The 23,312-nt window shown below is 33.9% G+C and carries 27 protein-coding genes and 1 tRNA gene; 14 read left to right on the top strand and 14 right to left on the bottom strand.

The annotated features are described in order from the left end of the window. Positions 1-4 precede the first annotated feature (4 nt). The 5 genes from ACIEHO_RS14875 to ACIEHO_RS14855 all read right to left on the bottom strand — a co-directional run bounded on the left by ACIEHO_RS14875 (position 5) and on the right by ACIEHO_RS14855 (position 4,631). Entirely contained in the window at positions 5-1,438 is a 1,434-nt protein-coding gene (locus ACIEHO_RS14875) for a CCA tRNA nucleotidyltransferase (protein ID WP_406973137.1), read from the bottom strand. A 39-nt stretch (positions 1,439-1,477) separates the two neighbouring features. Then, positions 1,478-1,852, bottom strand: a complete 375-nt coding sequence (locus tag ACIEHO_RS14870) for a GxxExxY protein (protein WP_406973135.1) — start codon at positions 1,850-1,852, stop codon at positions 1,478-1,480. A 176-nt stretch (positions 1,853-2,028) separates the two neighbouring features. Next, positions 2,029-2,598: an L-threonylcarbamoyladenylate synthase gene (locus tag ACIEHO_RS14865; protein WP_406973133.1), complete on the bottom strand. Its 570-nt coding sequence runs from the start codon at positions 2,596-2,598 to the stop codon at positions 2,029-2,031. Then, a complete protein-coding gene (locus tag ACIEHO_RS14860; RefSeq protein WP_406973131.1) occupies positions 2,591-3,700 on the bottom strand; it encodes a glycosyltransferase family 4 protein in 1,110 nt (369 codons plus the stop codon). Before ACIEHO_RS14860 ends, ACIEHO_RS14865 begins: the two co-directional genes overlap by 8 nt. 4 nt (positions 3,701-3,704) lie before the next feature. Beyond that, the gene (locus tag ACIEHO_RS14855; protein WP_406973129.1) at positions 3,705-4,631 is read right to left on the bottom strand and encodes a glycosyltransferase family 2 protein; all 927 of its coding nucleotides are present in this window, start codon (positions 4,629-4,631) and stop codon (positions 3,705-3,707) included. Between the two features lie 207 nt (positions 4,632-4,838). Here ACIEHO_RS14855 and ACIEHO_RS14850 point away from each other — a divergent pair, with 207 nt between their 5' ends. Further along, positions 4,839-5,642 (top strand): lipopolysaccharide kinase InaA family protein, encoded by an 804-nt coding sequence (locus tag ACIEHO_RS14850; RefSeq protein WP_406973127.1) that lies wholly within the window; start codon positions 4,839-4,841, stop codon positions 5,640-5,642. A gap of 12 nt (positions 5,643-5,654) precedes the next feature. Continuing rightward, a complete protein-coding gene (locus ACIEHO_RS14845) occupies positions 5,655-6,668 on the top strand; it encodes a glycosyltransferase family 4 protein (RefSeq protein WP_406973125.1) in 1,014 nt (337 codons plus the stop codon). Here the strand turns inward: ACIEHO_RS14845 and ACIEHO_RS14840 are convergent. Further along, on the bottom strand, positions 6,665-7,426 hold the full coding sequence (locus ACIEHO_RS14840; protein WP_406973123.1) for a glycosyltransferase family 2 protein: 762 nt from the start codon (positions 7,424-7,426) through the stop codon (positions 6,665-6,667). The two genes, ACIEHO_RS14845 and ACIEHO_RS14840, sit on opposite strands and share 4 nt — an antisense overlap. A gap of 43 nt (positions 7,427-7,469) precedes the next feature. Here ACIEHO_RS14840 and ACIEHO_RS14835 point away from each other — a divergent pair, with 43 nt between their 5' ends. Continuing rightward, positions 7,470-8,291, top strand: a complete 822-nt coding sequence (locus tag ACIEHO_RS14835; RefSeq protein ID WP_406973121.1) for a glycosyltransferase family 2 protein — start codon at positions 7,470-7,472, stop codon at positions 8,289-8,291. Here the strand turns inward: ACIEHO_RS14835 and ACIEHO_RS14830 are convergent, their stop codons facing one another. Both ACIEHO_RS14830 and ACIEHO_RS14825 read right to left on the bottom strand, forming a co-directional pair. Continuing rightward, entirely contained in the window at positions 8,292-9,311 is a 1,020-nt protein-coding gene (locus tag ACIEHO_RS14830) for a glycosyltransferase family 9 protein (RefSeq protein WP_406973119.1), read from the bottom strand. Positions 9,312-9,342: 31 nt separating this feature from the next. After that, complete coding sequence (locus ACIEHO_RS14825) at positions 9,343-10,158, bottom strand: 2,3,4,5-tetrahydropyridine-2,6-dicarboxylate N-succinyltransferase (protein ID WP_406973117.1); 816 nt, start codon at positions 10,156-10,158, stop codon at positions 9,343-9,345. A gap of 326 nt (positions 10,159-10,484) precedes the next feature. Between ACIEHO_RS14825 and ACIEHO_RS14820 the strand changes: the two genes are divergently transcribed. From ACIEHO_RS14820 to ACIEHO_RS14795, 6 genes are all read left to right on the top strand, one after another. Continuing rightward, complete coding sequence (locus ACIEHO_RS14820) at positions 10,485-10,769, top strand: hypothetical protein (RefSeq protein ID WP_406973115.1); 285 nt, start codon at positions 10,485-10,487, stop codon at positions 10,767-10,769. Positions 10,770-10,880: 111 nt separating this feature from the next. After that, positions 10,881-11,291 (top strand): Holliday junction resolvase RuvX, encoded by a 411-nt coding sequence (gene ruvX, locus ACIEHO_RS14815; RefSeq protein ID WP_406973113.1) that lies wholly within the window; start codon positions 10,881-10,883, stop codon positions 11,289-11,291. 77 nt (positions 11,292-11,368) lie between these two features. Then, positions 11,369-11,959: a peptide deformylase gene (def, locus tag ACIEHO_RS14810; protein WP_406973111.1), complete on the top strand. Its 591-nt coding sequence runs from the start codon at positions 11,369-11,371 to the stop codon at positions 11,957-11,959. 54 nt (positions 11,960-12,013) lie between these two features. Beyond that, positions 12,014-12,445 carry a DUF5606 family protein gene (locus ACIEHO_RS14805; RefSeq protein WP_406973109.1) on the top strand — a complete coding sequence of 144 codons (432 nt, stop codon included), beginning with the start codon at positions 12,014-12,016 and terminating at the stop codon, positions 12,443-12,445. Between the two features lie 108 nt (positions 12,446-12,553). Continuing rightward, the gene (locus ACIEHO_RS14800) at positions 12,554-13,225 is read left to right on the top strand and encodes a Crp/Fnr family transcriptional regulator (protein ID WP_406973107.1); all 672 of its coding nucleotides are present in this window, start codon (positions 12,554-12,556) and stop codon (positions 13,223-13,225) included. A gap of 74 nt (positions 13,226-13,299) precedes the next feature. Continuing rightward, entirely contained in the window at positions 13,300-14,169 is an 870-nt protein-coding gene (locus ACIEHO_RS14795) for an anti-sigma factor (protein WP_406973105.1), read from the top strand. A 70-nt stretch (positions 14,170-14,239) separates the two neighbouring features. Here ACIEHO_RS14795 and ACIEHO_RS14790 read toward each other — a convergent pair whose 3' ends face one another. The 6 genes from ACIEHO_RS14790 to ACIEHO_RS14765 form a co-directional block, all read right to left on the bottom strand. Next, on the bottom strand, positions 14,240-15,385 hold the full coding sequence (locus ACIEHO_RS14790; RefSeq protein ID WP_406973103.1) for a lycopene cyclase family protein: 1,146 nt from the start codon (positions 15,383-15,385) through the stop codon (positions 14,240-14,242). A gap of 9 nt (positions 15,386-15,394) precedes the next feature. Next, positions 15,395-15,844 (bottom strand): sterol desaturase family protein, encoded by a 450-nt coding sequence (locus ACIEHO_RS14785; protein WP_406973101.1) that lies wholly within the window; start codon positions 15,842-15,844, stop codon positions 15,395-15,397. 9 nt (positions 15,845-15,853) lie between these two features. Beyond that, a complete protein-coding gene (locus ACIEHO_RS14780) occupies positions 15,854-16,693 on the bottom strand; it encodes a phytoene/squalene synthase family protein (protein ID WP_406973099.1) in 840 nt (279 codons plus the stop codon). Further along, positions 16,690-18,162, bottom strand: a complete 1,473-nt coding sequence (locus ACIEHO_RS14775) for a phytoene desaturase family protein (protein WP_406973097.1) — start codon at positions 18,160-18,162, stop codon at positions 16,690-16,692. Before ACIEHO_RS14775 ends, ACIEHO_RS14780 begins: the two co-directional genes overlap by 4 nt. Positions 18,163-18,205: 43 nt before the next feature. Further along, on the bottom strand, positions 18,206-19,105 hold the full coding sequence (locus ACIEHO_RS14770) for a MerR family transcriptional regulator (RefSeq protein WP_406973095.1): 900 nt from the start codon (positions 19,103-19,105) through the stop codon (positions 18,206-18,208). 126 nt (positions 19,106-19,231) lie between these two features. Next, a tRNA-Leu gene (locus tag ACIEHO_RS14765) sits at positions 19,232-19,316 on the bottom strand. A 423-nt stretch (positions 19,317-19,739) separates the two neighbouring features. Here ACIEHO_RS14765 and ACIEHO_RS14760 point away from each other — a divergent pair. From ACIEHO_RS14760 to ACIEHO_RS14740, 5 genes are all read left to right on the top strand, one after another. Next, a complete protein-coding gene (locus ACIEHO_RS14760; protein WP_406973093.1) occupies positions 19,740-20,153 on the top strand; it encodes a hypothetical protein in 414 nt (137 codons plus the stop codon). 95 nt (positions 20,154-20,248) lie between these two features. After that, on the top strand, positions 20,249-21,085 hold the full coding sequence (locus tag ACIEHO_RS14755; protein ID WP_406973091.1) for a DUF932 domain-containing protein: 837 nt from the start codon (positions 20,249-20,251) through the stop codon (positions 21,083-21,085). Positions 21,086-21,868: 783 nt separating this feature from the next. Next, positions 21,869-22,207 carry a single-stranded DNA-binding protein gene (locus ACIEHO_RS14750; RefSeq protein WP_406973089.1) on the top strand — a complete coding sequence of 113 codons (339 nt, stop codon included), beginning with the start codon at positions 21,869-21,871 and terminating at the stop codon, positions 22,205-22,207. Positions 22,208-22,282: 75 nt separating this feature from the next. Beyond that, entirely contained in the window at positions 22,283-22,732 is a 450-nt protein-coding gene (locus ACIEHO_RS14745) for a JAB domain-containing protein (protein WP_406973087.1), read from the top strand. Between the two features lie 17 nt (positions 22,733-22,749). Then, the gene (locus tag ACIEHO_RS14740; RefSeq protein WP_406973085.1) at positions 22,750-22,947 is read left to right on the top strand and encodes a hypothetical protein; all 198 of its coding nucleotides are present in this window, start codon (positions 22,750-22,752) and stop codon (positions 22,945-22,947) included. The last annotated feature ends 365 nt before the right edge of the window (positions 22,948-23,312 follow it).

The following is a 23,312-nucleotide window of genomic DNA, read 5'->3' as shown; positions in this document are numbered from 1 at the left end:
CGAATTATATAATTTTATTACTGCTTACTTTTTTCAACCCTAACTGTTCTCCTTTTTTTAGCATTAATTCGTGCGCTGCATGATATTCGTTAGGGATATCTCCTTCTAAAATAGCCTCTTTAATGGTTTCTTTAATAATTCCAATTTCTTTTGAAGGCTGAAGGTTAAAGGTTTTCATAATTTCTTCGCCAGAAATAGGCGGTTGGAAATTTCTAACATGGTCTCGCTCTTCAACTTCAACAATTTTGTCTCGAACAATTTTAAAGTTATTATGGTATTTTTTAAATCGCTTAGGGTTTTTTGTGGTGATGTCGGCTTCACACAAGGTCATTAAATCCTCAACGTAATCACCAGCATCAAAGACCAATCGACGCACAGCTGAATCGGTAACGATATCTTGAGATAAAACAATGGGGCGTGAACTCATCAATACCATTTTTTGAACAAACTTCATTTTATCATTCAACGGCATTTTTAACCTTTTGAATAATCGATATACCATTTTAGAGCCTTCAAATTCGTGCCCATGGAAAGTCCATCCAACTTTTTTACTGAATTTTTTTGTTGGAGCTTTGCCAATATCATGTAGCAAAGCGGCCCAACGTAGCCACAAATTATCAGTGTTTTTGCAGATATTATCCACTACCTCTAGGGAGTGATAAAAATTATCTTTATGACGCTGACCTTCAATTTCGTCAATGCCTTTTAACGCGGTCAATTCGGGTACAACGTATTTTAAAAGTCCAGTTTTTTCTAATAATAAGAAACCAATGGAAGGTTTTTTACTTTCTAAGATTTTATTTAATTCGGTAACAATGCGCTCGTTAGTTATAATCTTTATTCTTTCAGCGTTTTTGGTAATAGCTTCAAGGGATTGTTCTTCAATCTTAAAATTTAATTGTGTGGCGAACCTGATGGCGCGCAACATTCTTAATGGATCGTCGCTATAGGTTATATCTGGGTTTAACGGCGTGCGAATGATTTTTTTGTTTAAATCTTCTATGCCTTCAAAAGGGTCGAGTAATTCACCAAAATGATTTTCATTTAAATTTAGAGCCAAGGCATTTATGGTAAAATCGCGACGGTTTTGGTCATCTTTTAATGTGCCGTTTTCAACCGCTGGATTTCTGCTGTCTTCGGTGTACGATTCTTTTCTTGCTCCAACAAATTCAATTTCGATATCATTATGCCTAAGCATGGCGGTTCCGTAGGTTTTAAAAACCTGTACCTTTGGTGTATTTGGTAAGTTTTTTGATACTTGTTTTGCCAATTTTATACCATCACCTATGGCAACCACATCAATATCTTTTGCTGTGCCACGATTTAAAAAAAAGTCGCGTACAAAACCGCCAATAACGTAGCTTTCTAAGCCTAATTCTGAAGAAGACTTAGATATGGTTTTAAAAATATGGTGTTTAAGAGCTTCCTTGTAATTCATCAATCAATTGCCTGTTTTTGCCACGAATGCACGAATGTTTTATAGCACTATTCTTTTATGGTCTCGAAAATCTTTATGGAAATTTGCTAATATCGATAGTTTACAACCAGATACTTTTAAATAATTTATGCATTGTGCTGCGTGTTTGTCATTTAGTAATTCGACCGACTTAATCTCCAAAATAATTTTATCAAAGACTACAAAATCAGCATAAAATTTATGTCTTAATATGGTGTCTTTATAGGTTACCAAATATTCTTTTTCTCTTAGAAATGGGATGTTTCTTAATTTAAATTCATATTCAATAGCATCCTTATAGACAATTTCTAAAAATCCGCTTCCGAGATTATTGTAAACCTCGAATAAAACACCAACAATTTCATAACTTTCGTCTTTATGAACAATTTTAGACATTAAATTTAAAATTATAGCGTTTTTGGTTTTTCCTTTTTATTCTGATTGGCCACGAATACACTAATTTTGTTAAATCGTTAAAGTTTCGTTTAAGTATAGAGCATAACCTTTAATCTTTTTTGTTTTCTAATATTAAGAGGCGCAAAATAAAAATTATTCGTGCATTCGTGGCCATTTTATTCCCTAAACACTTTTACAACCCCATCATTACTTAACTTAATGATTGATGATGGTTTATCGCAAATTTTTTCGCGTTGCAAATTTACAACATAGTCCACACCTTTTAAAACCTCTGGCGCTATTTCTTTAAATGATTTTGGGGTGGGTTGGCCACTGATATTTGCGGAAGTAGAAACAACGGCGCCGTTAAATTTTCTAGATAGCCAGTAGCAAAAATCGTCATTAGGAATTCTTATAGCAATTGAGCCGTCGTCTGCAATTAGATTTGATGCTAAGTTTTGAGCATCATCGTAAATTATAGTGGTTGGTTTATCTGTAATGTCAATAATATTTTGAGCTGCCAAAGGAATTTGTTTAACATATTTTTTTAGCATCCTGTCATCAGCAACTAAGCAAATTAGTGCCTTATTGTCTTCACGTTGTTTTAATTGAAACACCTTTTTTACAGCTTCTGGATTTGTAGCATCGCAGCCAATGCCCCAAACGGTATCGGTGGGGTAGAGGATGAGGCCACCTTTTTTTAAAGTTACAATTGCCTTTTGGATTTCTGCATTTTGATTAGACATCGTTAAATACTTCTTTGTAAACTTTAACTGTATTTTGTGCCATTTGGCTGGTAGTGAAATTTTCAATGAGCTTTTTATAGGCAGATTCAACGAATTTTTTCTTCATTTCTGAATCCTCAGCAAGCTTTAAAGTTAACTGGGTAAGTTTTTCGTCGTTGTGCATTGGCGCAAGTAGCCCATTGGTTCCATGCTTTATTATTTCAGGAATGCCTCCAACATCGGTACTCACCACGGGAATTTTATGATACATAGATTCATAAATAAATTGTGGAACGCCTTCACTTTGTGAAGTCATTAAAGATAAGTTAAATTGTGGGATAAAATTTGACGCATTCGGGGTGTATCCTAAAAATACCATGTGATTGGATAAATTCAATTCCTTAACACGGTCAATTAATGGCTGAGTACGTTCAGTAAAAGTGCCAATTTGAATAAAAAAGAAGTTAGTTTTATTTTCTTCATTGATGATTCGATTGGCTACATTAACCCAGGTATCTAAATGTTTTGCCCTAATATGATTGGCCACGTTACCAATAATTATATTATCGCTTCCAATTGCAAATTTTTCACGTAATTTAAAAGGAGTTTCGTCGCCTTTGGTTCTTAAATTAGTGCCGTGATATATGGTTTTTAGTTTGGTGTGGTCAACAATAGCTTTTTCTGAAACTCTTTGTGTTTCCTTCGATACGCAAAGTATTTTCTTAATTTTTGGGTAATTGTATTTATATAGTGTTTTTTTTCTTTGCTTGATTTCGAACGAAGTTTTTTTACTAAAGATAAAAGGGGGTAAATTATAGATTTTGTCTGCAATAATAGCCAGTTGAATGGCCGTAGTATCATGTATGTGTATCAGGTCAATTTGTTCAGATTTACAAACTTTACCAAGTTTAAATGAAAACCTTAAATCCACCTTAATGCCCAGCGGTGCTGTAATGTAGTTGATGTTTGTTGTTTTTAACCGTTCATGAAATGGTCCGTTTTTTACACAAAACACTATATTTTTTATTTCTGGATTCGTGGCGGCCAATTCAGCGCATAGATTTTCAATGTGGTTTTCACCACCGCCCCAGTTTGAAACGGCCGATAAGTGTAAAATATTCATGCCTCTAGTCTGTAATAACTTGTTTTTGTTTTAAAGAAACACTTATAGGAGCGCCTCTTAAAAATAATATGAATAGTGGAAAACTTTTTGGTTTGATTAATGATTTTAACAAGAACTTTAATGTAAGCCACCATCTTAAAATTTGATACGCCAAATATCCTGAATTTTTCCTTAAAACATATAATAACGAAATTTTCAGTTCCTTTTTTATGGCAAAACTTTTTTCGGTACTTTGCCCTTTAAAATGAGTGAACTTAGCTTCAGGAACTAAATAGGAATCGCCATTTTCAGAATTTTTAGATATTCGATAGCTCAAATCGGTTTCCTCGTAATAAAGAAATATATTGGTGTCGAAGCCTCCGACTTTATGAAATTGTTGGGCTTTTACAACCAAAAAAGAACCAGGAACACTCTGCACTTTTAAAGGGGTTTTGTAAATTTTTTGTCGCTTTGGGTATTTTTTAGGGTTGGTTTTTTCTAAAAGAGTTCTTCCAAAGAGTTCCCTTTTTAAACTTAAAAAATGGTCGAACGATTTTTGGACTTCGTTATGTTCATTGTATTGTTGGGGACAACATATAGCTGCGTTATTATTCTTTTTGAAAAATTGTAAAATAATGCTAAGACAGTCGTTTTGTAAAATTGTATCGTTGTTTATGAAGGCATAATGTTTTCCATTAGCATATTGAACGCCATACATGTTTCCTCCACCAAATCCAGTGTTGTAACGACTCCTTATCAATTTTAAATTAGACAGATTCAGAGTGTCTATCGCCACTTTTAGTGTTTGAAAATCTTTAATTGTAGAAGCATTATCAACCACGATAATTTCAAATGAAATTTCATCTGAAGTATTTGTTAAAATAGATTTTATACAATTGATAGTAAAACTAGAGGAATTATAGTTTATAATTACGGCTGAAATATCGTTCATATACTTGACGTGTTACCGGTCAAAAATACAGGTTGGTAATTGATAAAGCAAATCAAAATCGTGCTATTCATTATCTAAGAATTTTTGGGGATGCTTTGGTTTACTTTTTATTTGGATATATTTGTGATGAATTAAGTGTTTTGTTGAAAAAACAGCAATTAAGTAGATGATTGTTGATTCGGTTAAAAATAAACAATTTACAGTATCGTGAGTGAAAGGTTGGTGATATCTGCGGGATATAAATTAAAATCAAATGAGGTTAAACATGCTATTAGCAACTTCGACCTACATAAGGAAGTATTAGGGGCAGCTGAGCGTAACGTTATTAAAATTGTGGAGATTGGTGGCGAAAAACATACCATAAAATCTTTTAAGGTTCCTAATGTTATAAATCAAATTGTATATCGGTTTTTTAGAAAGTCTAAGGCGCAACGGTCTTTTGAATATGCGACTAAATTATTGGATTTAGGCATAAAAACCCCAAAACCAGTGGCATATCAACTAAATACAACTACTTTGTTGTTTAAAAAAAGTTATTATGTTAGTGAGTTAATAGATTGTGATTTGACATATCGAGAACTTACTACGGATTTTAGTATTCCTGACCACGAGGCTATTTTACGAGCATTCACCAGATTTACATTTAAGTTGCACGAAAATGGTGTCAATTTTTTAGATCATTCTCCGGGAAACACTCTAATCAATCGAACAAAAGAAAAGGGCTATGAGTTTTTATTGGTAGATTTAAACCGAATGGTGTTTGGAGTAATGAATTTTGAAACGCGAATTAAAAATTTTGCTAAACTTACCATCCATAAACCGATGATTAAAGTAATGAGCAACGAGTATGCAAAATGCTCGGGTGAGGATGAACAACGGATTTTTAATTTAATGTGGCAAAGTACAGTAGATTTTCAAGACCAATTTTATAAAAAAATAAGATTGAAAAAGCGTGTTTTATTTTGGAAGAAAAAGTATAAATCGCGGCCAAGTCGGCCTCCCATTCAGTAAAACTTATCTATAATGAAAGGCAATTTAAGAGAAAAGGTTTACTTTACATTGGTGCATAAGTGGAAATATTTATGGGCAATGTTGGTGACGAAATTTATGGCGCAAGCAGCAAAAAGAATTAATGATGTGGTTTTTGTTGCCCGCGAACTGGACAAAGAATGGATTTTTGGAGCAAAGGTTCGCAGGCTTTCCCGTTTCTCTTCACTCAACGCCAAAACACATTACCATAATAAACTGCGTAATTTGCCCGATGCCGATGGCTACTTTTTTATTTACCAAAACTATTTTTGTCGCTGTATTAGAAGTAAACCCAGTATTCTAAATAAAAAAAACATCGTTATGTTTACGCACCCAAATTGGGATAAAAAATATTCAAAAACACATGTGGTATGGTGCTTAAATAAGGCCGATTATATTATTTGTTTAAATTCTGAAATAAAAGAATACTTAACAAATATAGGAGTGAAACTCGAACTTTTAAAAGTGTTGCATATTGGAACCTCTTCAAAATTCTTTCGTTGTCATGAGCGCGGTAATGGAGATGTTGGTTTTTGTTCCAGTTTTCACGTGAGGAAAAACCCAAAACTTATTTACGATATCGTCAAAAATATGCCACAAAGAATGTTTCATCTTATCGGTCAAAATTGGGATAACTATGATGGGTTTCAGGATATAAAAAACCTGCCTAACTTTATATATCATAAGCAGATACCATACGAAAAATATCCAGAGATGTATAGTAAAATAGATGTTTTTGTTTCACCATCATTATTAGAAGGGGGCCCCGTGCCAGTGCTTGAAGCTATGATGTCTAATTGCGTACCTGTGGCTTCAAAAACGGGCTATTGTACCGATTTGATTAACCACGGTGAAAACGGTTTTTTATTTAATGTTGACGCCAGCTACGAAGAAGTGCTCCCGTTGATTGAAAAGGCATTTTCGTTGAAAGTAAATGTTAGAGAAACCGTAATGCCATATACATGGGAAAATTGTGCTAAAACGATAGACGAATTGTTTTTAAGTTAGGTTTTTTTACGATAGATTTCACGTAATTTAGTGTATTTTAAAAATGTGATATTAGCCGTTTGTACGCAGATTATAAATCCGTTAAGCCCATCTAAAAAGCCTAATTTTAAAATATAAGATTTAAAAAAGGCCCAAGTTGGATTAAATATTATTTTCCAAATAGTCGCTTTTTTACCAAGGTCGTAATAGGCTTTGGCGGCAATTGATGAAAAATGCTCGGTTTTTAAGTTGAATTCAGAATAAGTTTGGTACGTCCAATGTAGAATGTCCCCCTTTAAATACCCTATCTTGTTGTTAGGGTTGTTCAAAATCACGTTGTCATGAGGGTTAATGCCTTTCCATTGCGCTTTTCTTCTATCAAAAACGCGTAATTTTTTATTGGGATACCAGTCAGAATGTTTAATCCATTGGCCACAAAAATTATTAAATCGATTGGCATAATACCCTTCGGATTTCCAATCTTTTTTAAGTTCGTTAATAGATTTTTGAAGTTTTTCCGAGAGTGCTTCATCGCCATCAAGAGAGACGATATAATCATATTTGGCCTGGTTGAGAGCAAAGTTTTTTTGCTCGATATAACCTAAAAATTTCTGTTCAATAAATGTTGTATTGTACCTTTTACAAATCTCCTTGGTGCTATCTGTGGAAAATGAATCAACAACGACAATTTCATCAACAATGGGCACCAATGACTGTAAACATTTTTCAATGTTTCTTTCCTCATTATATGTGATGATTACTCCAGATAGTTTAATCATTGTAGTAAGCCTTTGTTTGGCAAAAATAGCTATTTTTGTTTCAATGGATACATTAAAAGCTTCGGTAATTATTAGTACATACAACCAACCTATATGGTTGAAAAAAGTGCTATGGGGGTATGCCATTCAAACGGAAAAGAATTACGAAATTATTATAGCTGATGATGGGTCTACTGTAGGTACAAAACAACTTATTGATTCGTTTAAGGCTTCAGTAGATTTGAAAATTGTTCATATTTGGCAGGAGGACAATGGTTTCCAAAAGACAAAAATTTTAAACAAAGCCATTCAAGTAGCTAAATCCGATTATTTAATTTTTACTGATGGCGACTGCATTCCGAGAAAAGATTTTGTTTCTACCCATTTAAGAATGAAAAAAGAAAATTGCTTTTTGTCGGGGGGGTATTTTAAGTTGCCAGAGCTGATTTCCACTAGTATTACAAAAGAAGATATTGAAGCCCAGCTATGCTTTAATTTGAATTGGTTGTTAAAACGCGGAGTAAAAAAGACTTTTAAAACTAATAAACTAACAGCAACTGGCCTTAAAGCATGGTTTTTAAACACTTTTACCCCAACTAAGGCAACTTTTGATGGTATGAATGTTTCCGGTTGGAAAAACAATATTATTGAGGTAAATGGATTTGATGAGCGTATGCAATACGGAGGTGAGGATCGTGAGTTGGGTGAGCGATTAATAAATTATGGCGTTAAATTCATACAAATTAGATACAGTGCCATTTGTTTGCATTTATACCACGAACGACCGTATAAAAATATTGAGGCTTTAAAGGTTAATAAAGATATTAGGAGGAAAACTCGAGTATATAAATCAATTTACACGCCTTTTGGAATTGTCAAAAAGTGATTAATCCCTAAGTCGTTTTAAAAAATCAATTAGCTTTTTCTCGAACAAATGAGGCGTGAAAAGTTGGTATATGTTATTGCTTTCCTTTTTAAAAGCTCTTTCAGGTTTGTCGTAAATATCAGGTTTAAAATCTTTTAAGTGAACGCTGATATTGTTGTCATTTTCAAACAAACCCCAAGTCTCTTTGTCAATCCAAGGTGAGAAAATGGCAAATGTTGGAACATTTAAAGCTTTGGCCATGTTTATAGCACCACCTTCATTCCCGATTAGAGCTTTGCAGTGTTGAGTTATAGCTAGAAATTGCCTCAAGTTATTGCCGAAAACATTGAAATAAATAGCTGATTTAGTTTTTTCTTTACAAAGATTTAAGATTTCTTCGGCTTCCTGTTTTTGATTAGGTATGTAATTAAATAAAATTTGACCATCGGTTTGAACATAAATAGTATCAATGACATTGGCCATATATTTTGGAGGGTAAGTTTTGTTTTTACCACTACCTAAAACGCCAACCATATAAATAGGTTTGCTTAGATTTATGCCGAAGTTTAATAAAAACTGTTGACTTTGTTTTATTTCAATATCAGTTAGGTATATTTTTGGTTTTAAGCATGATGCTTCAATTCCTAAAGGTTTTAACAGTTGCAGTCTATTCTCAATAGCTAGACTGTCAGAAGCCTTTTTTCTTTTTACGTTGTAATTATAAAAAAAAGTAGTGTATTTTTTGTAATAGGAAATTTTGGTTTTGGCGCCAGAAAGAAAAGTTATTAAGTTGCTTGATAGTTTAGAGTAAACATCAATAACAATTTCATAGTTAGAACTTTTAACCTTTGTTGCCAATTTGAACAGCTGTTTTTTGCTGGTTTCTGCCTCTTTGGTAAAAAAAACAAAATGGTCTATAAATGGATTGTTCTGTACTACAGGGTAAGTATGCTCGTTAATTAAGTAGTGTAGTTGGGCATTAGGAAATTTATGACGAAGTGCTTCAAACAGAACACTGCTTGTAAGCACATCGCCAATCATTTTTTGTTGTATAACAAGTATCTTCACTTACTTACACCGCTACATCATGCTCACGAAGGGCGTCGTTAAGCGATGTTTTTTTGTTAGTACTTTCTTTACGCTTACCAATAATAAGGGCGCAAGGTACGTTGTAGTTCCCAGAAGGGAATTCTTTAGAGTAGCTTCCAGGAATCACTACTGATCTCGCTGGTACTTTGCCCCGGTATTCAACAGGTTTGTTGCCGGTTACATCAATAATTTTTGTACTCATCGTCAATACCACACCTGCGCCTAAAACAGCTTCGGTTTCAACGTGTACGCCTTCAACAACAATGCAACGTGACCCAACAAAAACATTGTCTTCAATAATGACTGGGGCAGCTTGTAAAGGCTCCAATACACCACCGATGCCAACACCACCAGAAAGGTGAACATTTTTGCCAATTTGAGCACAACTACCAACAGTTGCCCAAGTATCTACCATAGTACCTTCATCTACATAGGCCCCAATATTTACATAACTGGGCATCAAAATAGTTCCCGGAGAGATGTAAGCGCCGTGCCTAGCTACCGCATGCGGTACAACTCTGATTCCTTTTTCTTTATAACCCGTTTTTAAAGGAATTTTGTCATGAAACTCTAAAGGTCCACATTCAATAGTTTCCATCTTTTGGATTGGGAAATAAAGTACAACACCTTTTTTCACCCATTCGTTAACCTGCCATCCGTCATCGGTAGGCTCAGCAACCCGTAATTCACCTTTATCCAGTAAATCTACTACTTTGCGTATAGCATCAGTTGTACTTTTCTCCTTCAGCAGGTCTCTATTATCCCACGCATTTTCTATGATTTGTTGTAATTCTGACATCTAAATTTAATTTTTAGCAAATATAATAGGTAAGATTTTAATTGGGGAATAATTAAACCCAATAATAACTCGATTAATACCAAAAGCACTCATTTTTTGCGATGTTTTTTAAAGGTTGAATTGTGCATTTTGTCTTTTGGTCTGTGCTAAGTACCGGTAAAATACCGAAAAACATGTATTTGGTCGGTAAAATTGGTCTTTAAACTATTTATCGGTAAAAATAGGTAGCTTCTCTTATCATCGAAAATTCGCTGGAGTACAACTATTTTTTTGTGTTTAAGCCATGGTCTGGATATATATTTGAATCATCAAACAGTGATAAACAGATGAAAACAAATTTTTACATACTAATAGTTTCTTTACTAACAGTTTCTTTGGGTAACGCTCAAAGCACTGGTAAAGTAGAGAATATTGAAGTTGTTAAAACTGTAACTGTTGAAAACAACGATAATATAACTAACGAAAAAGATATATTATTAATTGATGCTACTGAGCTTAAAGAAAGTATTGCTCGTTCATCAAGCGATATCAGAATCTATTTAAACCGTAAGAGAAAGGTTGGTAATATTAGCTTGGTTTTTCCTAAAATAAATAAAGCGGTAAAAGGATAATAATAAATTCGAGATTAATATTTAAGGTTAAATTTTGTGTAGAAAGGCTGTCTGAAAAGGACAGCTTTTTTTGTTGCAATTTATAAATGCTACCTTTGCAGAAAGATAAAAATGGCACGTGTTTTAGCATTGGATTTTGGAACTAAACGGACGGGTATTGCCGTAACCGACGAATTACAGATTATTGCATCGGGTTTAACAACGGTAGATACCAGAAAACTATTTGTTTTTTTAAAAGATTATCTATCCAAAGAGTCTGTTGAATTGTTTTTAATTGGCGAGCCTAAACAAATGGATAATACAGCTTCAGAAAGCGAGCAATATATCAAACCGTTTATAGATAAACTTCAAAAAACGTTCCCTGAAATTCCAATAAAAAGGATTGATGAACGATTTACGTCAAAAATGGCATTCCAAACCATGATAGACAGTGGGCTAAAAAAGAAAGAGCGCCAAAATAAAGCACTAATTGACGAAATTAGTGCTACGCTAATCCTTCAAAGTTATTTGTATTCCAAATAAACATTGTAATAATTTTGCACTAAAGTGCGATGCAAAAATGATAAGAGTTGTATTTTTGCATTTCTAATAAATAAAGCATGATTTTACCCATAGTAGCTTACGGCGACCCAGTGTTAAAAAAAGTTGGTGCCGATATAAATGAAGATTATCCAAAACTTAGCGAGTTAATAGAAAACATGTACGAAACCATGTATAACGCTTATGGCGTTGGACTAGCAGCACCTCAAATTGGTTTGCCAATTAGGTTATTTGTGGTTGATACTACGCCGTTTTCAGAAGATGAAGAGCTTTCTGAAGAACAGCAAGAGGCTCTAAACGGTTTTAAACGCGTATTCATTAACGCAACTATTGTTGAGGAAGAAGGCGAAGAATGGGTATTTAACGAAGGCTGTTTGAGCATTCCAGATGTTAGGGAAGATGTGTTTAGAAAGCCAAACATTACTATCGAGTACGTAGACGAAAATTTTGAAAAAAAACGTGAAACTTTTGATGGGATAATAGCAAGAGTAATTCAACACGAGTACGATCATATAGAAGGTGTTTTGTTTACAGACAAACTTTCAAGTTTAAAAAAACGATTGATAAAAGGAAGGTTGAACAACATTTCAAAAGGAAAGATAAAAGTGGATTACAGGATGCGTTTTCCTGCCATGAAAAAGAAAAGATAATATTTGCACAACATTAATAAACAGTTGATATTTGTGCCTTTCAAAAAATAATTTATGAGTTTAGATAAAGTCATTTCAATTTCAGGAAAACCTGGATTATACAAATTAATAACCCAAACACGTGCCGGTTTTGTAGCCGAATCTTTAATTGATAATAAACGTATTTCGGTTAGTGTACAAAATAACGTTAGTGTTTTAAGTGAAATTGCCATTTACACATTAACAGAAGAAGTGCCTCTAAGAAAAGTTTTCGAAAAGATAAAAGAAAAGGAAAACGGCGAGCCAACTAGTGTGAAACCTAAAGACGGAAAAGACAAACTTGAAGAATACTTTTTTGACGTGTTGCCAGATTATGATGAAGATAGAGTATATGCCAGCGACATAAAAAAAGTTTTGCAATGGTATAACTTGCTTCAAAAGCACAATATTCTAGAAAGTTTGAGTGACGAAGAAACCGTTAATGAGACAGTCAACGAAGAAGAATAAAATCAGAATATAATTTTAAAACCTCCTTTAAAAGGAGGTTTTCTTGTTTTTAGGTGTAAGTTTTAGCTGGAACTGACGACTGTCGAACTTAAACAAACACTAGTAAAAATGAAATCACTTTGGTTCTTTGATGATGTCAATCTTTTTAAGATGCTCTGCCCGCACAAATTTAAAGCATACAAAACCAATCACGATTTTGATTCCTACCAGAAGAAAGATTACATATATTTTCAGGAAGACTCAGCTAATAAAGTCTATCTCATAGAAAAAGGAAAAGTTAAATTAGGTTACTATAGTGAAGCAGGTGATGAAATAGTGAAAGCTATTTTAACCCGAGGAGAGCTGTTTGGTGAAACGGCTATTTTAGGTGAGTCCAAACGTGAAGAGTTCGCCCAATCTGTTGATAACGATACCAGCATTTGTCCTGTTGGTGTGGAGACCATGCATAATTTAATGCGCGACAACCAAACTTTTAGTTTTAAAATTTACAAATTTATAGGCTTTAAGTTAAAACGGCTTGAAAGACGTTTACAGTTGTTGATGTTTAAAGATGCCAAAACTCGATTTTTGGAGTTTTTGGATGAGCTATGTTCAGATTATGGGTACGACTGTGAAAAAACCGGCGACAAAATTATTCAACATCCCTATACTCAAAAAGATATTGCTTGTTTAATAGGTACTTCAAGGCCTACGTTAAACATAATTTTAAACGAATTAAAAGACGAAAACAAGATAGAATTCACACGAAAAACAATAAGAATTTATCAAAATACGGCATAGTGTTAGCTGGCTAACATTTTAAGGTAGTTTTATGGTTTAATTTTGGGTAACGAAAAACTTAAAAACTAAAAACTATGATTAAAAGAACTATTTATGCCTTAATGGCTATAGCAATTATGGCTACTTCATGCAGTAAGGATGATGACGGCCAGACCACAGCTCGTTTAACTCTTAATTTAAACGGACTTGAAGATTTAGGAAATGATTATGTTTACGAAGGTTGGATAATCGTTGATGGAAATCCAGTTTCAACCGGAACTTTTACTTCTGTAACCTTCCCACAAAAATTTAATGTTGATGCAGAACAACTATCAAGTGCTACTACTTTTGTTCTTTCCATAGAGCCTGCAATCGACCCAGATCCTGCACCGGCAGCTACCAAAATTTTAGTTGGTGATTTTTCAGGTGATTCGGCTAACGTAAACTCATCAGGAATTGTTGCCGATTTTAGTTCGGCTTCTGGTAAATATATTTTGGCAACACCAACTGATGGCGAAAATACTAATGAACTTAGCGGTGTTTGGTTTTTGGATTTATCAAGTGGCACTCCTGCGGTAGGGTTAAATTTACCAGATTTATCAGCTGGTTGGAAATACGAAGGATGGGCGGTAATAGATGGTCTTCCCGTTAGTTCAGGAACATTTACTGATGTGGCCGATTTTGACGATAATGCTACCACAACACCATTTAAGGGAAGTTTAGGCGATGGTCCTCCGTTTCCGGGAGAAGATTATTTGCAAAACGCACCAGGTAGTTTAACTTTTCCAACGGATTTAAGAGGAAAAACTGTCGTTATTTCGGTTGAACCCAACCCGGATAATAGTCCTGCGCCATTTACATTGAAGCCTTTGGCTCATATGGTACCGGCGGGGGCAACCGACCATAGCACAATCGATATGGGAACAGGACCAGTTACAAGTTTATCAGGGACAGTAACCAGATAAAAGTATTCTTTTTGTTAAATAAAGGCATGGATATTAACCGTGCCTTTTGTGTTTGGAATGCAATGAATTCCTAAAGTGTTTTAAAAAATGCTTTTATAAATGACCACGAAAACAACGAATTCATCACTTTTAACTCTTCAATAAAAGTGGATTCTTCATCTAAGAACCTAAAAATGGTTACTGGGTTGTTTTTTTTATAAAACTGACTAAAAATCCATTCGCCTTTATAGTTTTCGTCTTTCAATACTTTTAAAAATACTTTATCGTAAAACCTGAAACGTTTTTTGAAAAGGCCTTTAGAAGGTAATTGGTTATCTTTTAGATTTTCAATAATTTTTACGGTTTTCTTTTCGGTGTTTTTAAACGAATATCCCGTAGAACCTTTTACCCAGCCACCTGCAGTTCCAATTTTTGTTATTTTGTTGGTGTTGAATTTATGAAAAGGAAAAGTGGTCATTGGTATTTGCCCCATTTCAGTTTCAATAATCGAGTAATTGTCAATTTTTAGATAGTCCTTTATATAAGTTTCAATAAATTCATTATAGGTTTTTTCTTGTACAACGTGTTCGGTAAAATAAGTAAACTCAATTAAGGCTTCGTTTTTAGAAAAAGGTAAAACATACATGAAGGTGCATTGATTAGAGTCTTTCAACCTATAATCCATCATGGTAAATTGAGAATCGTTGAAAGTTTCCTTTTCTGTTTTAATCATCCATCCCTTAAAATGCTGAATTAAAGAAATGTGATTTTTAGAATTTTTTGAAAAGTCAGATGGAATTCTGCTATCAAAAACATGCGAAGCCGAGTATGAGTTGTTTTCGGTCTTTACAAGTAATGTATTGGTTTGGTCAATCGATAGAACCGATTGTTTTATAAATTGAAAATTATTACTGTTTTTTAATCGGTTTTTGGCTTCAGTGTAAAAATCAATCGACCGAATGGTTTTATATGAATAGGGGTAAAGATTAAAAGGGATGTATTCTTTTGAAGTGATTATGGATGTTTCTTCCCAAGACTTGTATACCAACGAATTCCATCTTGACGGTTCAGTTTCCCAAAAACTCCAAGTTTTGTCGTTACTGTTTTTTTTAGAAGGGTCAATTAAAGCAATTTTCTTATCGGAAAAGAAATTATCCTCTTCCATTCGTAATGCTAGTTGCAGTCCGGCCAATCCATTTCCAATAATGATATAGTCGAAATGGACGCTTTGCTCCATCGTATAAAATTACTTTTTGAAGTATTTAAATGGAACAAAAAGCATTCCGAAACATTCGCTATCTTTTTTTCCTAAGTGCTTATGGTGAATTTTATGGGCACGTCTTACTCCACGGGCATACCAATTGTTAGCGTTTCTAAAAATGTTAAAGCGCTGGTGAATAAATATATCGTGAACCAAAAAATAGGTTATGCCATAAGAAAGTATGCCAAGGCCAATGGGTAGGGTAAACCAGATGTCGTTGTAACCCCATTGGTAAAAACAAAATATACTTACCGCTGCGTAAAAAAGAAAAAAAGCATCATTTCGTTCAAACCAACTATCGTGGTCTTTTTTATGATGGTCTTTATGCAGACGCCATAAAAAACCATGCATGATGTACTTATGTGTAAACCATGCCATAAATTCCATGATACAAAAGGTTCCTAAATAAATCAATATCCAATAAACAGTATGCATAGCTATAATTTACAATAAATTTAATTGATATTTTACATAACTGCGCATTAAAAGTTCAATTTTTTTTGGGTTGGATACTCGAATTCTTGAATCTTTAATTCTTAACGCCGGAGTTCTTTTTAGCTTTTTAAGTAATTGGTTGTAATAGCGGTAGGCCATGAAAACTCCAAATTTAGCTTCAATGGGTAGTTGTTTTATTCCGCATAGCCCTTTTTTAAAATCGGATTCAATATCTGCAATGATGTCTTGTTTTGAAACCTCATCCAGATTTTTTAAATCGGTATTTGGAAAATAGGTTCTTTCCAATCCTTCAAAATCGGCCTTTAAGTCTCGTAAAAAGTTGACTTTTTGAAAAGCGGAGCCTAATGCCATAGCTGTTTCCTTTAATTCATCGTATTTCTGTTGGTCTCCTTTCACAAATACCTTTAAGCACATTAGTCCGACCACATCGGCCGACCCATAAATGTATTCTTTAAACTCCGCTTCGGTTAAATATGTTGACTTATGTAAATCTTGACGCATACTTTTCATAAAGGCATCAACTAAGTCTTTGTCAATCCCGTATTTGTGAAAGGTATATTGAAAGGCGTTTAAAATAGGGTTGAGGCTAATTTTGTTTTCAATAGCCAATTCTAAATCATCAGAAAACCTATTGAAAAGCATTTCTTTTGGGTAATCGTGAAAAGAATCTACGATTTCATCAGCAAAACGAACAAAACCATAAATGTTGTAGATATCATTTCTGATGGTTTTGTATAACATTTTTGTTGCCAACGAAAAAGAAGTGCTGTAAGTTTTAGTTACTAACTTACTAGATTGGTAAGAAACGGTATCGAATAGTGCTTTCATACTAAAATGGGATGGTGTTTAGTTACTAAATCGGCTACCAGTTTTCCTGAAATTAAGGATGGTGGAACACCTGGACCGGGTACTGTTAATTGTCCGGTAAAAAACAAATCTTTAACCAGCTTACTTTTTAATTTGGGTCTTAAAAATGCAGTTTGCATGAGCGTGTTGGCCATGCCATAAGCATTTCCTTTATAAGAATTATAATCTTTGATAAAATCGTTTACACAAAAACTTTCTTTAAAGATAATATGGCTTTGTACATTTTGGGATGTTAAAGTTTCGAAACGGGTAATTATTTTGTTGAAGTATTTGGCTCTGAGTTCAGGTGTGTCTTCTAAGCCTGGGGCAAGCGGAATTAAAAATATGCCTGACTCTTTTCCATCTGGAGCCGAATTAGTATCTGTTATACTAGGAAAACTTGCGTAAAACAATGGGTTTTCTGGCCAGTTGGGGGTGTCATAAATGGCTTCGGCATGAACATCAAAATCAACGTCAAAGAATAAGGTGTGATGGTTAACGTTTTTTAATTTTTTATCAAATCCTACGTAAAATAGGAGTGAAGAAGGTGCAAATGTCTTTCTTTCCCAATATGCTTCAGAATATTGCCTGTATTCTTTATTCAAAAGAGTTTCTGTATGGTGATAATCTGCACCGCTCACGGTTATGTCGGAAAGGTGCTTTTCGCCGTTAGACACAATTCCAATGGCCTCACCTTCATTTACCAGTATTTTATCTACTGGACTTTCAGTTTTAATTTTAACGCCAAGTTGAACAGCAAGCTTTTCAATAGCCAGAATAACTTGGTACATGCCTTTTTTAGGATGAAAAGTTCCCAAGCCAAAATCGGCGTAGTTCATGAAACTATAAAAAGAGGGCGTGTCACTTGGCTTGGCACCTAAAAATAAAACTGGAAACTCGAGTATTTTTACTAATCGGTCATTTTTAAATTCCTTTCTAACATCTTTTTTTATCGTGCTAAAAAATTGATTGATTTTTTTTATTGTGGCTGGAGTAATCAATTCTAAAGGCGAAACACCAGGGTTGTAAACTAAGTCTTTAATTGCAATGTTATAATTGCTTTTGGCTTCACTAATAAATTTATGAAGTTTCTCAGAGCTTCCGGTTTCCTCTTTTTCAAAAGCGATGGCTATTTTGTCTAATGTATCTTCAATAGTTATGAAATCATCTTTTCCAAAATAAACGCTGTAGGCAGGATTTAGCTTTTCTAAGCTATAAAAGTCTGACGGCTTTGTGTCGAAATCAGAAAAGAAACGTTCAAAAACATCTGGCATCCAATACCAAGTTGGCCCTATGTCGAATGTAAACCCTTCTTTTTTAAGTTGTCTGGCACGGCCACCAATAGTCTTGTTTTTTTCGAATATAGTGACGTCAAATCCCGCTTTGGCTAGGTAGCAAGAAGCGGCCAAAGATGAGAAGCCAGAACCTATTATGTTTACAGTCGTTTTCATATTGTTTAACAAATATACAAAAAAGTTAAACAATATAAAATAATTATAATGTTTTAACTAAATTTTCGATAGAATTAAAAATACTTATTTTTTCTGGAACACTCTCTAGATTGATACCGTCAAGTTTCTTTCCAAGTAACAGAAGCTCGGTATTGTCTTTGCCAAGAAGGAGTTTGTTGAAGTCATTGATATAATCTTGAATATCTTTCGTTTCTGGGTAAACGGTAAAATAGGAAATGAAAGTAAGGTCGTCAAAAAACTCTAGCACTCCCCTCAAACTTTCCATAGGCACACTTTCTCCCAGAAAAATGGTATGGTAGCCTTTACTGCGCAATTGATAATTTATAAAAAGTAGCCCGATATCATGAATTTCGTTATCTGGTAAGAATAGCACAAAAGTTTTAGAATCTGGTCTTGGGTCTAAAATTTGAAGTCTTTCAATATTCAGCAGTATTTTTTGTTTTATGTGGGTTGACAAAAAATGCTCATGAGCTGGCGTAATGGTGTCGGTTTGCCATAATAGGCCAATTTCTTCTAGCAATGGGAGAAATACACAATAGAAAATATCGCTGAAACTTTTGTTCTCAAGAAGATTATTGTACGTACTGTAAAACAAGACCTGGTCAAAATTTATCATGGCCAGTTTAAGAGCATTTATGGCGTGGTCTTCAACTTTTGCTCTAGAGGCTATTTCTCTGACTTTTATAGGGATTTCATTTTCTTTTAAATCCGCTATTTTAGAAATCTTAAGTCCGTTATTATTTAAGTAAGAAATGTTAAGCAGTTTCTGAAGGCTTCCTAAGTTATAGCTTCTAATATTAGTATCTGTACGTTCTGGACTCAGAAGTTCATAACGCTTTTCCCAAATTCGTATCGTGTGGGCCTTTATTCCACTAAGATTTTCTAAGTCCTTAATACTGAAATTAACCTTAATATTGTTCATCAATACTTTTTTTTTGTTAAACAAAACTAAGGATAATTATCAATATATGAGCAAAAAATAAAAATTAAATGCCTTGCTAAAACAAATTATGTAATTTATTAAGGTAAAATAAATTGAAATAAAAAGTGCGCACGAGAAGATTCGAACTTCCACATCCTAAACGGATACTGGCCCCTCAAGCCAGCGCGTCTACCAATTCCGCCACGTGCGCTAAATGAATTAAGTAAAAATAAAAAAAGTTAAGCAATATTGCTTAACTTTTTTCTGTGACCGGGCTGGGGCTCGAACCTGTATTTTAATCAATTGATATTCAAAAAGTTAAATTATGCTTTGTGTTTGGACGCACCGATTAACGCACCAAATAATATTTTAATATAAAATGAACTTAAATAGTTGTATTTGCATACAAAAATCAAATATACTTAATGTTGATTATAATACTATTAAAATATTAAAAAAAGTGAACGTTTATTCATCCAATATTTCTGCAATTAAAACTCGTAAAAACTCCCATCAAAAGACTTCGGCATAAAGCCGTTCCTTTGTCTCTATTTATTCCGATTCCTTTTGAGCTGAGATTTTAGCTTCCGTTAGTGTTTTGCTCAAATATTGTTTAATTAAAAATTTCATTATCATGGAAACAAAAACAAAAGAGAAGCAAAACGGTGTATCAAAAAGAGAAAATGCCATCGTTAAAAAGGACGTGAAAAAGAAATTAACAGAAGAAGCTGTTGGAAAAGCCGTTACATCAGAAATGAAGCCTCCAACCAAAAAACCTGCAATCAATTTGGATGACCGTATCCAAAGATTTGAAAAACTAAGGGGGTTGGCCACTCAAAGAGAGCGGTTAAACCAAACCTTAAATGAACTCACTAAGTTCAATTACAATCAAGATGGTTCCGCTTCTTTTCATATTAGAGACTCCCATCATTTAGAGTTTAAGACCACTAATACCAATTTAATCAAATTGGTAACCTCTCATTTACAATCCACTTTGGAGCTGCGTAAATCAGAGATAGAAGAGGAGATCGTAAAGTTTGAACTTTAATAAAGTTTCAAACCTTTTAAGTATGGAAGCTTACTCGCAAGGGTAAGCTTTCTTTTTTCTAATGCTGTAAATAAACAGCTCTAAAATAAAATATTATGTATTTAAATAATTTGCAACAGGATGACATCTTTGTCCCATCAGAAATGAAATCCTTAAAGAGTTTAACTGGAATCATGTCTAGAAGAGGGCTTGAAAATGCCATTATATCAAATGGGAAAATTGTCAATGTAGTGTCCAATAGCTATGGACATATTCCGAATCAATTATTCTTCAAGAAAGCTGAAACAATGCTATCCGACGCACAACTAAATTATCACAAACGCACCATCAATAAGAATGATAGGTCGTTCATTACTGACTTCATTATTGACGATAAAAGTCAATTCTCTGTGAAAAATGAAAAGGATTTGATACTGCCCATGCTTCGATTTAAAAACTCTTATGACGGTAGCGAAAAGACCTCTGGCCACTTTGGTTTTTACAGAAAAGTATGTTCCAATGGTTTGCACGTTTCTCAAGCCGAAATTGCCTTTTCAATAAAACACAGTAAAAATAATACACATTTGATAATGCCCAGGTTGAACAACCTGTTTGATAAGTTTTTGGACAATGAGTTCTATACGATTACCAAGAAATTCGACAAAATGAAAGAAATTAAAATTATCGATACCAAAGAATTTGTAAAGGCTATTCTGGACAAAACAAAACTATTTAGATATGAGTGTAGTGACAAGAATAGCGATCCGTCAAAAAAGTCTCGTGAAGTCATTGAAATACTCAACTATGAAGCTTTATTACTTAATGAAGACCCGAACCTTTGGCTGGGTTATAATGCTTTCAATTCAGTATTGCACAATACCTTGAAAAAAAGTTTCGGACAACAGGAACGATTGGATAAAAAGCTATTTGATGAAATCTATGAAATGGCATAATCCATATATAGGTTTTCCAGTTCCTTTTAAAAACTGGATTTTTATTATCATTAAACCATACGCTCAGCACATTCCCCTGCATTCCGTTGCTCTAAATTTCGGGAAAAGAGCTGCTCTCAAAAAAAGTCTTGGACACAACTTCCAAGATTCCGATTTGCATTTCACTTGCCCACTCATTCCTGAAAAAACGGGGAAGTGGTTAAACTCCACTTCGACTTCGCTCAGTACAGGCATTCCAGTACTCCATCTTTAAAGTTGAGTCCGTTTGTAATCGGAAAGCCAAAACCTATTTTCCTTAAACAATATTATTGACAAAATCATCTTAAAATTTTGCTCAATAATACTTGGGAAATTAGGTTGTGACTTGACATTTTAAGGGGTTTGTAATGGATGAAGCCTTTGTTGTTTTTCGGTACAGCGAAAAACAGGCAGAGCATAAGCAATTCTAATTTAAAAGCATCTACTTCACTCGTTAAACTTTCCGTACACTCGTTTGCAAATGATTTTAAAAGAATTACTAATGCCCTTATGGAACTTGTCAAGACCAAGCGAAGTTTTAGAAAAAAATAAGGTTTCTACCTCCTTGTTTTTAGCTCTTCGGTAAAAACCACGTTGCAGACACTCCTGATTTATTCCCTAAAAGCCTTGACAAAACCCACTTCATCCATTGTGCAGAGCACGAAAGAAATCATACAAACACCCCTTAAAATTTAATTCAGTTTAAAACAATAAAAGGGCATTTATTAATCATCTGTCATAGGACAGATACAAAAACATTTAATCATGAGTACATTAAAAAACAAAGTGCAGTTAATCGGAAATGTTGGTGGGGAGCCAACCATTACAATTTTGGAAAACGGTAAAAAAGTAGCCCGTTTATCATTGGCAACCAATGAGAACTACAAAAACAGTCAGGGTAAAAAACAGACCGACACCAATTGGCATACGGTAATAGCTTGGGGCAAGACCGCAGACATTATTGAAAAGTATGTTACTAAAGGCAAAGAAATTGCTTTAGAGGGCAAATTATCTACAAGGAGCTATGAAGATAAGGATGGCAACAAACGCTATGTAACCGAAGTGGTCGTGTCAGAAATCCTATTGCTAGGAGGTAGTAATTAATCTAAAAAATAAAGAGGGTGTTTCCGTGGAAAAGCAACACCCTCTTTTTCATTATTCACTTCAAACAAGAAAACAATGAAAGATAAAGTTAACGAAATTAAAATAAGTTACAGGGAAAAACGAAGCACATTTAATGCCAGCACGATTAAAAGTTCATCAGATGCCGCCAAGTTGGTATTTAACCAATGGAATAAAGATACGATAGGTTTACACGAATCTTTTAAAGTATTGTTGTTGAACAATTCCAATAAGGCAAAAGGTATCTACCAATTATCTACTGGAAGCATTACAGGAACTATAGTAGATATGCGGATATTATTTGCAGTTATTATAAAAACTTTAGCAGTCGGTGTCATATTGATTCACAATCATCCAAGCGGTAAATTATTGCCTAGTGAAGTTGATAAACAGTTGACAGCAAAAATTAAAAAGGCAGCAAAATTATTTGATATTAATGTATTAGACCATTTGATACTAATACCCACTGGCGATTACTTCAGCTTTGCAGACGAAGGTATTTTATAATCTAAAAGTTGGAAAACATGGTATATTTAAATTATAACAACCTCGATGCAGAAACTCAACACAGACTGCTTGAAAACTCAAAACGAGATATAGAAAACCGTTTTGGAGCAGACCTAAAAATCTATGCCCAAACGCAGCATTTAGATTATCAAACTTTATTAGAAGAGGAAGCTATCAAAAACCTGTACAGCTATCAGTATGTGTTTAATATATGACTAATATAAAAAAACAGTAAAGACCTTTGGCAAAGCAATTTTCAAAGGTCTTTTTATAAATCTGACGTTCACATTTTCAATATCGGTAATAATCATTTTTTATGATGCCAAAACAGATCATCTGAAACCAATCCTCGTTTCAATATTAATCCTTAAATCCATAGCTTTAAAATAGCAGGAATGCTCAAAAAGCAACTGACTTTTTAGTCAGATTGTGTGAAAATTTTGTTCGCTAAAGCGAACGAAATCGAATAGCAAGAGGGTAACCCGCTTCGCGAGGTTACGATAATTTGAAAGCACATAATATATTGAAAATCAATTAATTAAAAATATTATAAAAATCAAGGGAAACAGTTTTGGATTCG

Source organism: Flavisericum labens (assembly GCF_045446075.1).
Taxonomy (GTDB): domain Bacteria; phylum Bacteroidota; class Bacteroidia; order Flavobacteriales; family Flavobacteriaceae; genus Flavisericum; species Flavisericum labens.
This window is presented reverse-complemented; position numbering and strand designations above follow the sequence as displayed.

Coding starts and splice junctions, on each gene's coding strand:
- ACIEHO_RS14875 (WP_406973137.1), bottom strand. CDS start 1,438: ATGAATTACAAGGAAGCTCTTAAACACCATATTTTTAAAACCATATCT.
- ACIEHO_RS14870 (WP_406973135.1), bottom strand. CDS start 1,852: ATGTCTAAAATTGTTCATAAAGACGAAAGTTATGAAATTGTTGGTGTT.
- ACIEHO_RS14865 (WP_406973133.1), bottom strand. CDS start 2,598: ATGTCTAATCAAAATGCAGAAATCCAAAAGGCAATTGTAACTTTAAAA.
- ACIEHO_RS14860 (WP_406973131.1), bottom strand. CDS start 3,700: ATGAATATTTTACACTTATCGGCCGTTTCAAACTGGGGCGGTGGTGAA.
- ACIEHO_RS14855 (WP_406973129.1), bottom strand. CDS start 4,631: ATGAACGATATTTCAGCCGTAATTATAAACTATAATTCCTCTAGTTTT.
- ACIEHO_RS14845 (WP_406973125.1), top strand. CDS start 5,655: ATGAAAGGCAATTTAAGAGAAAAGGTTTACTTTACATTGGTGCATAAG.
- ACIEHO_RS14840 (WP_406973123.1), bottom strand. CDS start 7,426: ATGATTAAACTATCTGGAGTAATCATCACATATAATGAGGAAAGAAAC.
- ACIEHO_RS14835 (WP_406973121.1), top strand. CDS start 7,470: ATGGATACATTAAAAGCTTCGGTAATTATTAGTACATACAACCAACCT.
- ACIEHO_RS14830 (WP_406973119.1), bottom strand. CDS start 9,311: ATGATTGGCGATGTGCTTACAAGCAGTGTTCTGTTTGAAGCACTTCGT.
- ACIEHO_RS14825 (WP_406973117.1), bottom strand. CDS start 10,158: ATGTCAGAATTACAACAAATCATAGAAAATGCGTGGGATAATAGAGAC.
- ACIEHO_RS14820 (WP_406973115.1), top strand. CDS start 10,485: ATGAAAACAAATTTTTACATACTAATAGTTTCTTTACTAACAGTTTCT.
- ruvX (WP_406973113.1), top strand. CDS start 10,881: ATGGCACGTGTTTTAGCATTGGATTTTGGAACTAAACGGACGGGTATT.
- def (WP_406973111.1), top strand. CDS start 11,369: ATGATTTTACCCATAGTAGCTTACGGCGACCCAGTGTTAAAAAAAGTT.
- ACIEHO_RS14805 (WP_406973109.1), top strand. CDS start 12,014: ATGAGTTTAGATAAAGTCATTTCAATTTCAGGAAAACCTGGATTATAC.
- ACIEHO_RS14800 (WP_406973107.1), top strand. CDS start 12,554: ATGAAATCACTTTGGTTCTTTGATGATGTCAATCTTTTTAAGATGCTC.
- ACIEHO_RS14795 (WP_406973105.1), top strand. CDS start 13,300: ATGATTAAAAGAACTATTTATGCCTTAATGGCTATAGCAATTATGGCT.
- ACIEHO_RS14790 (WP_406973103.1), bottom strand. CDS start 15,385: ATGGAGCAAAGCGTCCATTTCGACTATATCATTATTGGAAATGGATTG.
- ACIEHO_RS14785 (WP_406973101.1), bottom strand. CDS start 15,844: ATGCATACTGTTTATTGGATATTGATTTATTTAGGAACCTTTTGTATC.
- ACIEHO_RS14780 (WP_406973099.1), bottom strand. CDS start 16,693: ATGAAAGCACTATTCGATACCGTTTCTTACCAATCTAGTAAGTTAGTA.
- ACIEHO_RS14775 (WP_406973097.1), bottom strand. CDS start 18,162: ATGAAAACGACTGTAAACATAATAGGTTCTGGCTTCTCATCTTTGGCC.
- ACIEHO_RS14770 (WP_406973095.1), bottom strand. CDS start 19,105: ATGAACAATATTAAGGTTAATTTCAGTATTAAGGACTTAGAAAATCTT.
- ACIEHO_RS14760 (WP_406973093.1), top strand. CDS start 19,740: ATGGAAACAAAAACAAAAGAGAAGCAAAACGGTGTATCAAAAAGAGAA.
- ACIEHO_RS14755 (WP_406973091.1), top strand. CDS start 20,249: ATGTATTTAAATAATTTGCAACAGGATGACATCTTTGTCCCATCAGAA.
- ACIEHO_RS14750 (WP_406973089.1), top strand. CDS start 21,869: ATGAGTACATTAAAAAACAAAGTGCAGTTAATCGGAAATGTTGGTGGG.
- ACIEHO_RS14745 (WP_406973087.1), top strand. CDS start 22,283: ATGAAAGATAAAGTTAACGAAATTAAAATAAGTTACAGGGAAAAACGA.
- ACIEHO_RS14740 (WP_406973085.1), top strand. CDS start 22,750: ATGGTATATTTAAATTATAACAACCTCGATGCAGAAACTCAACACAGA.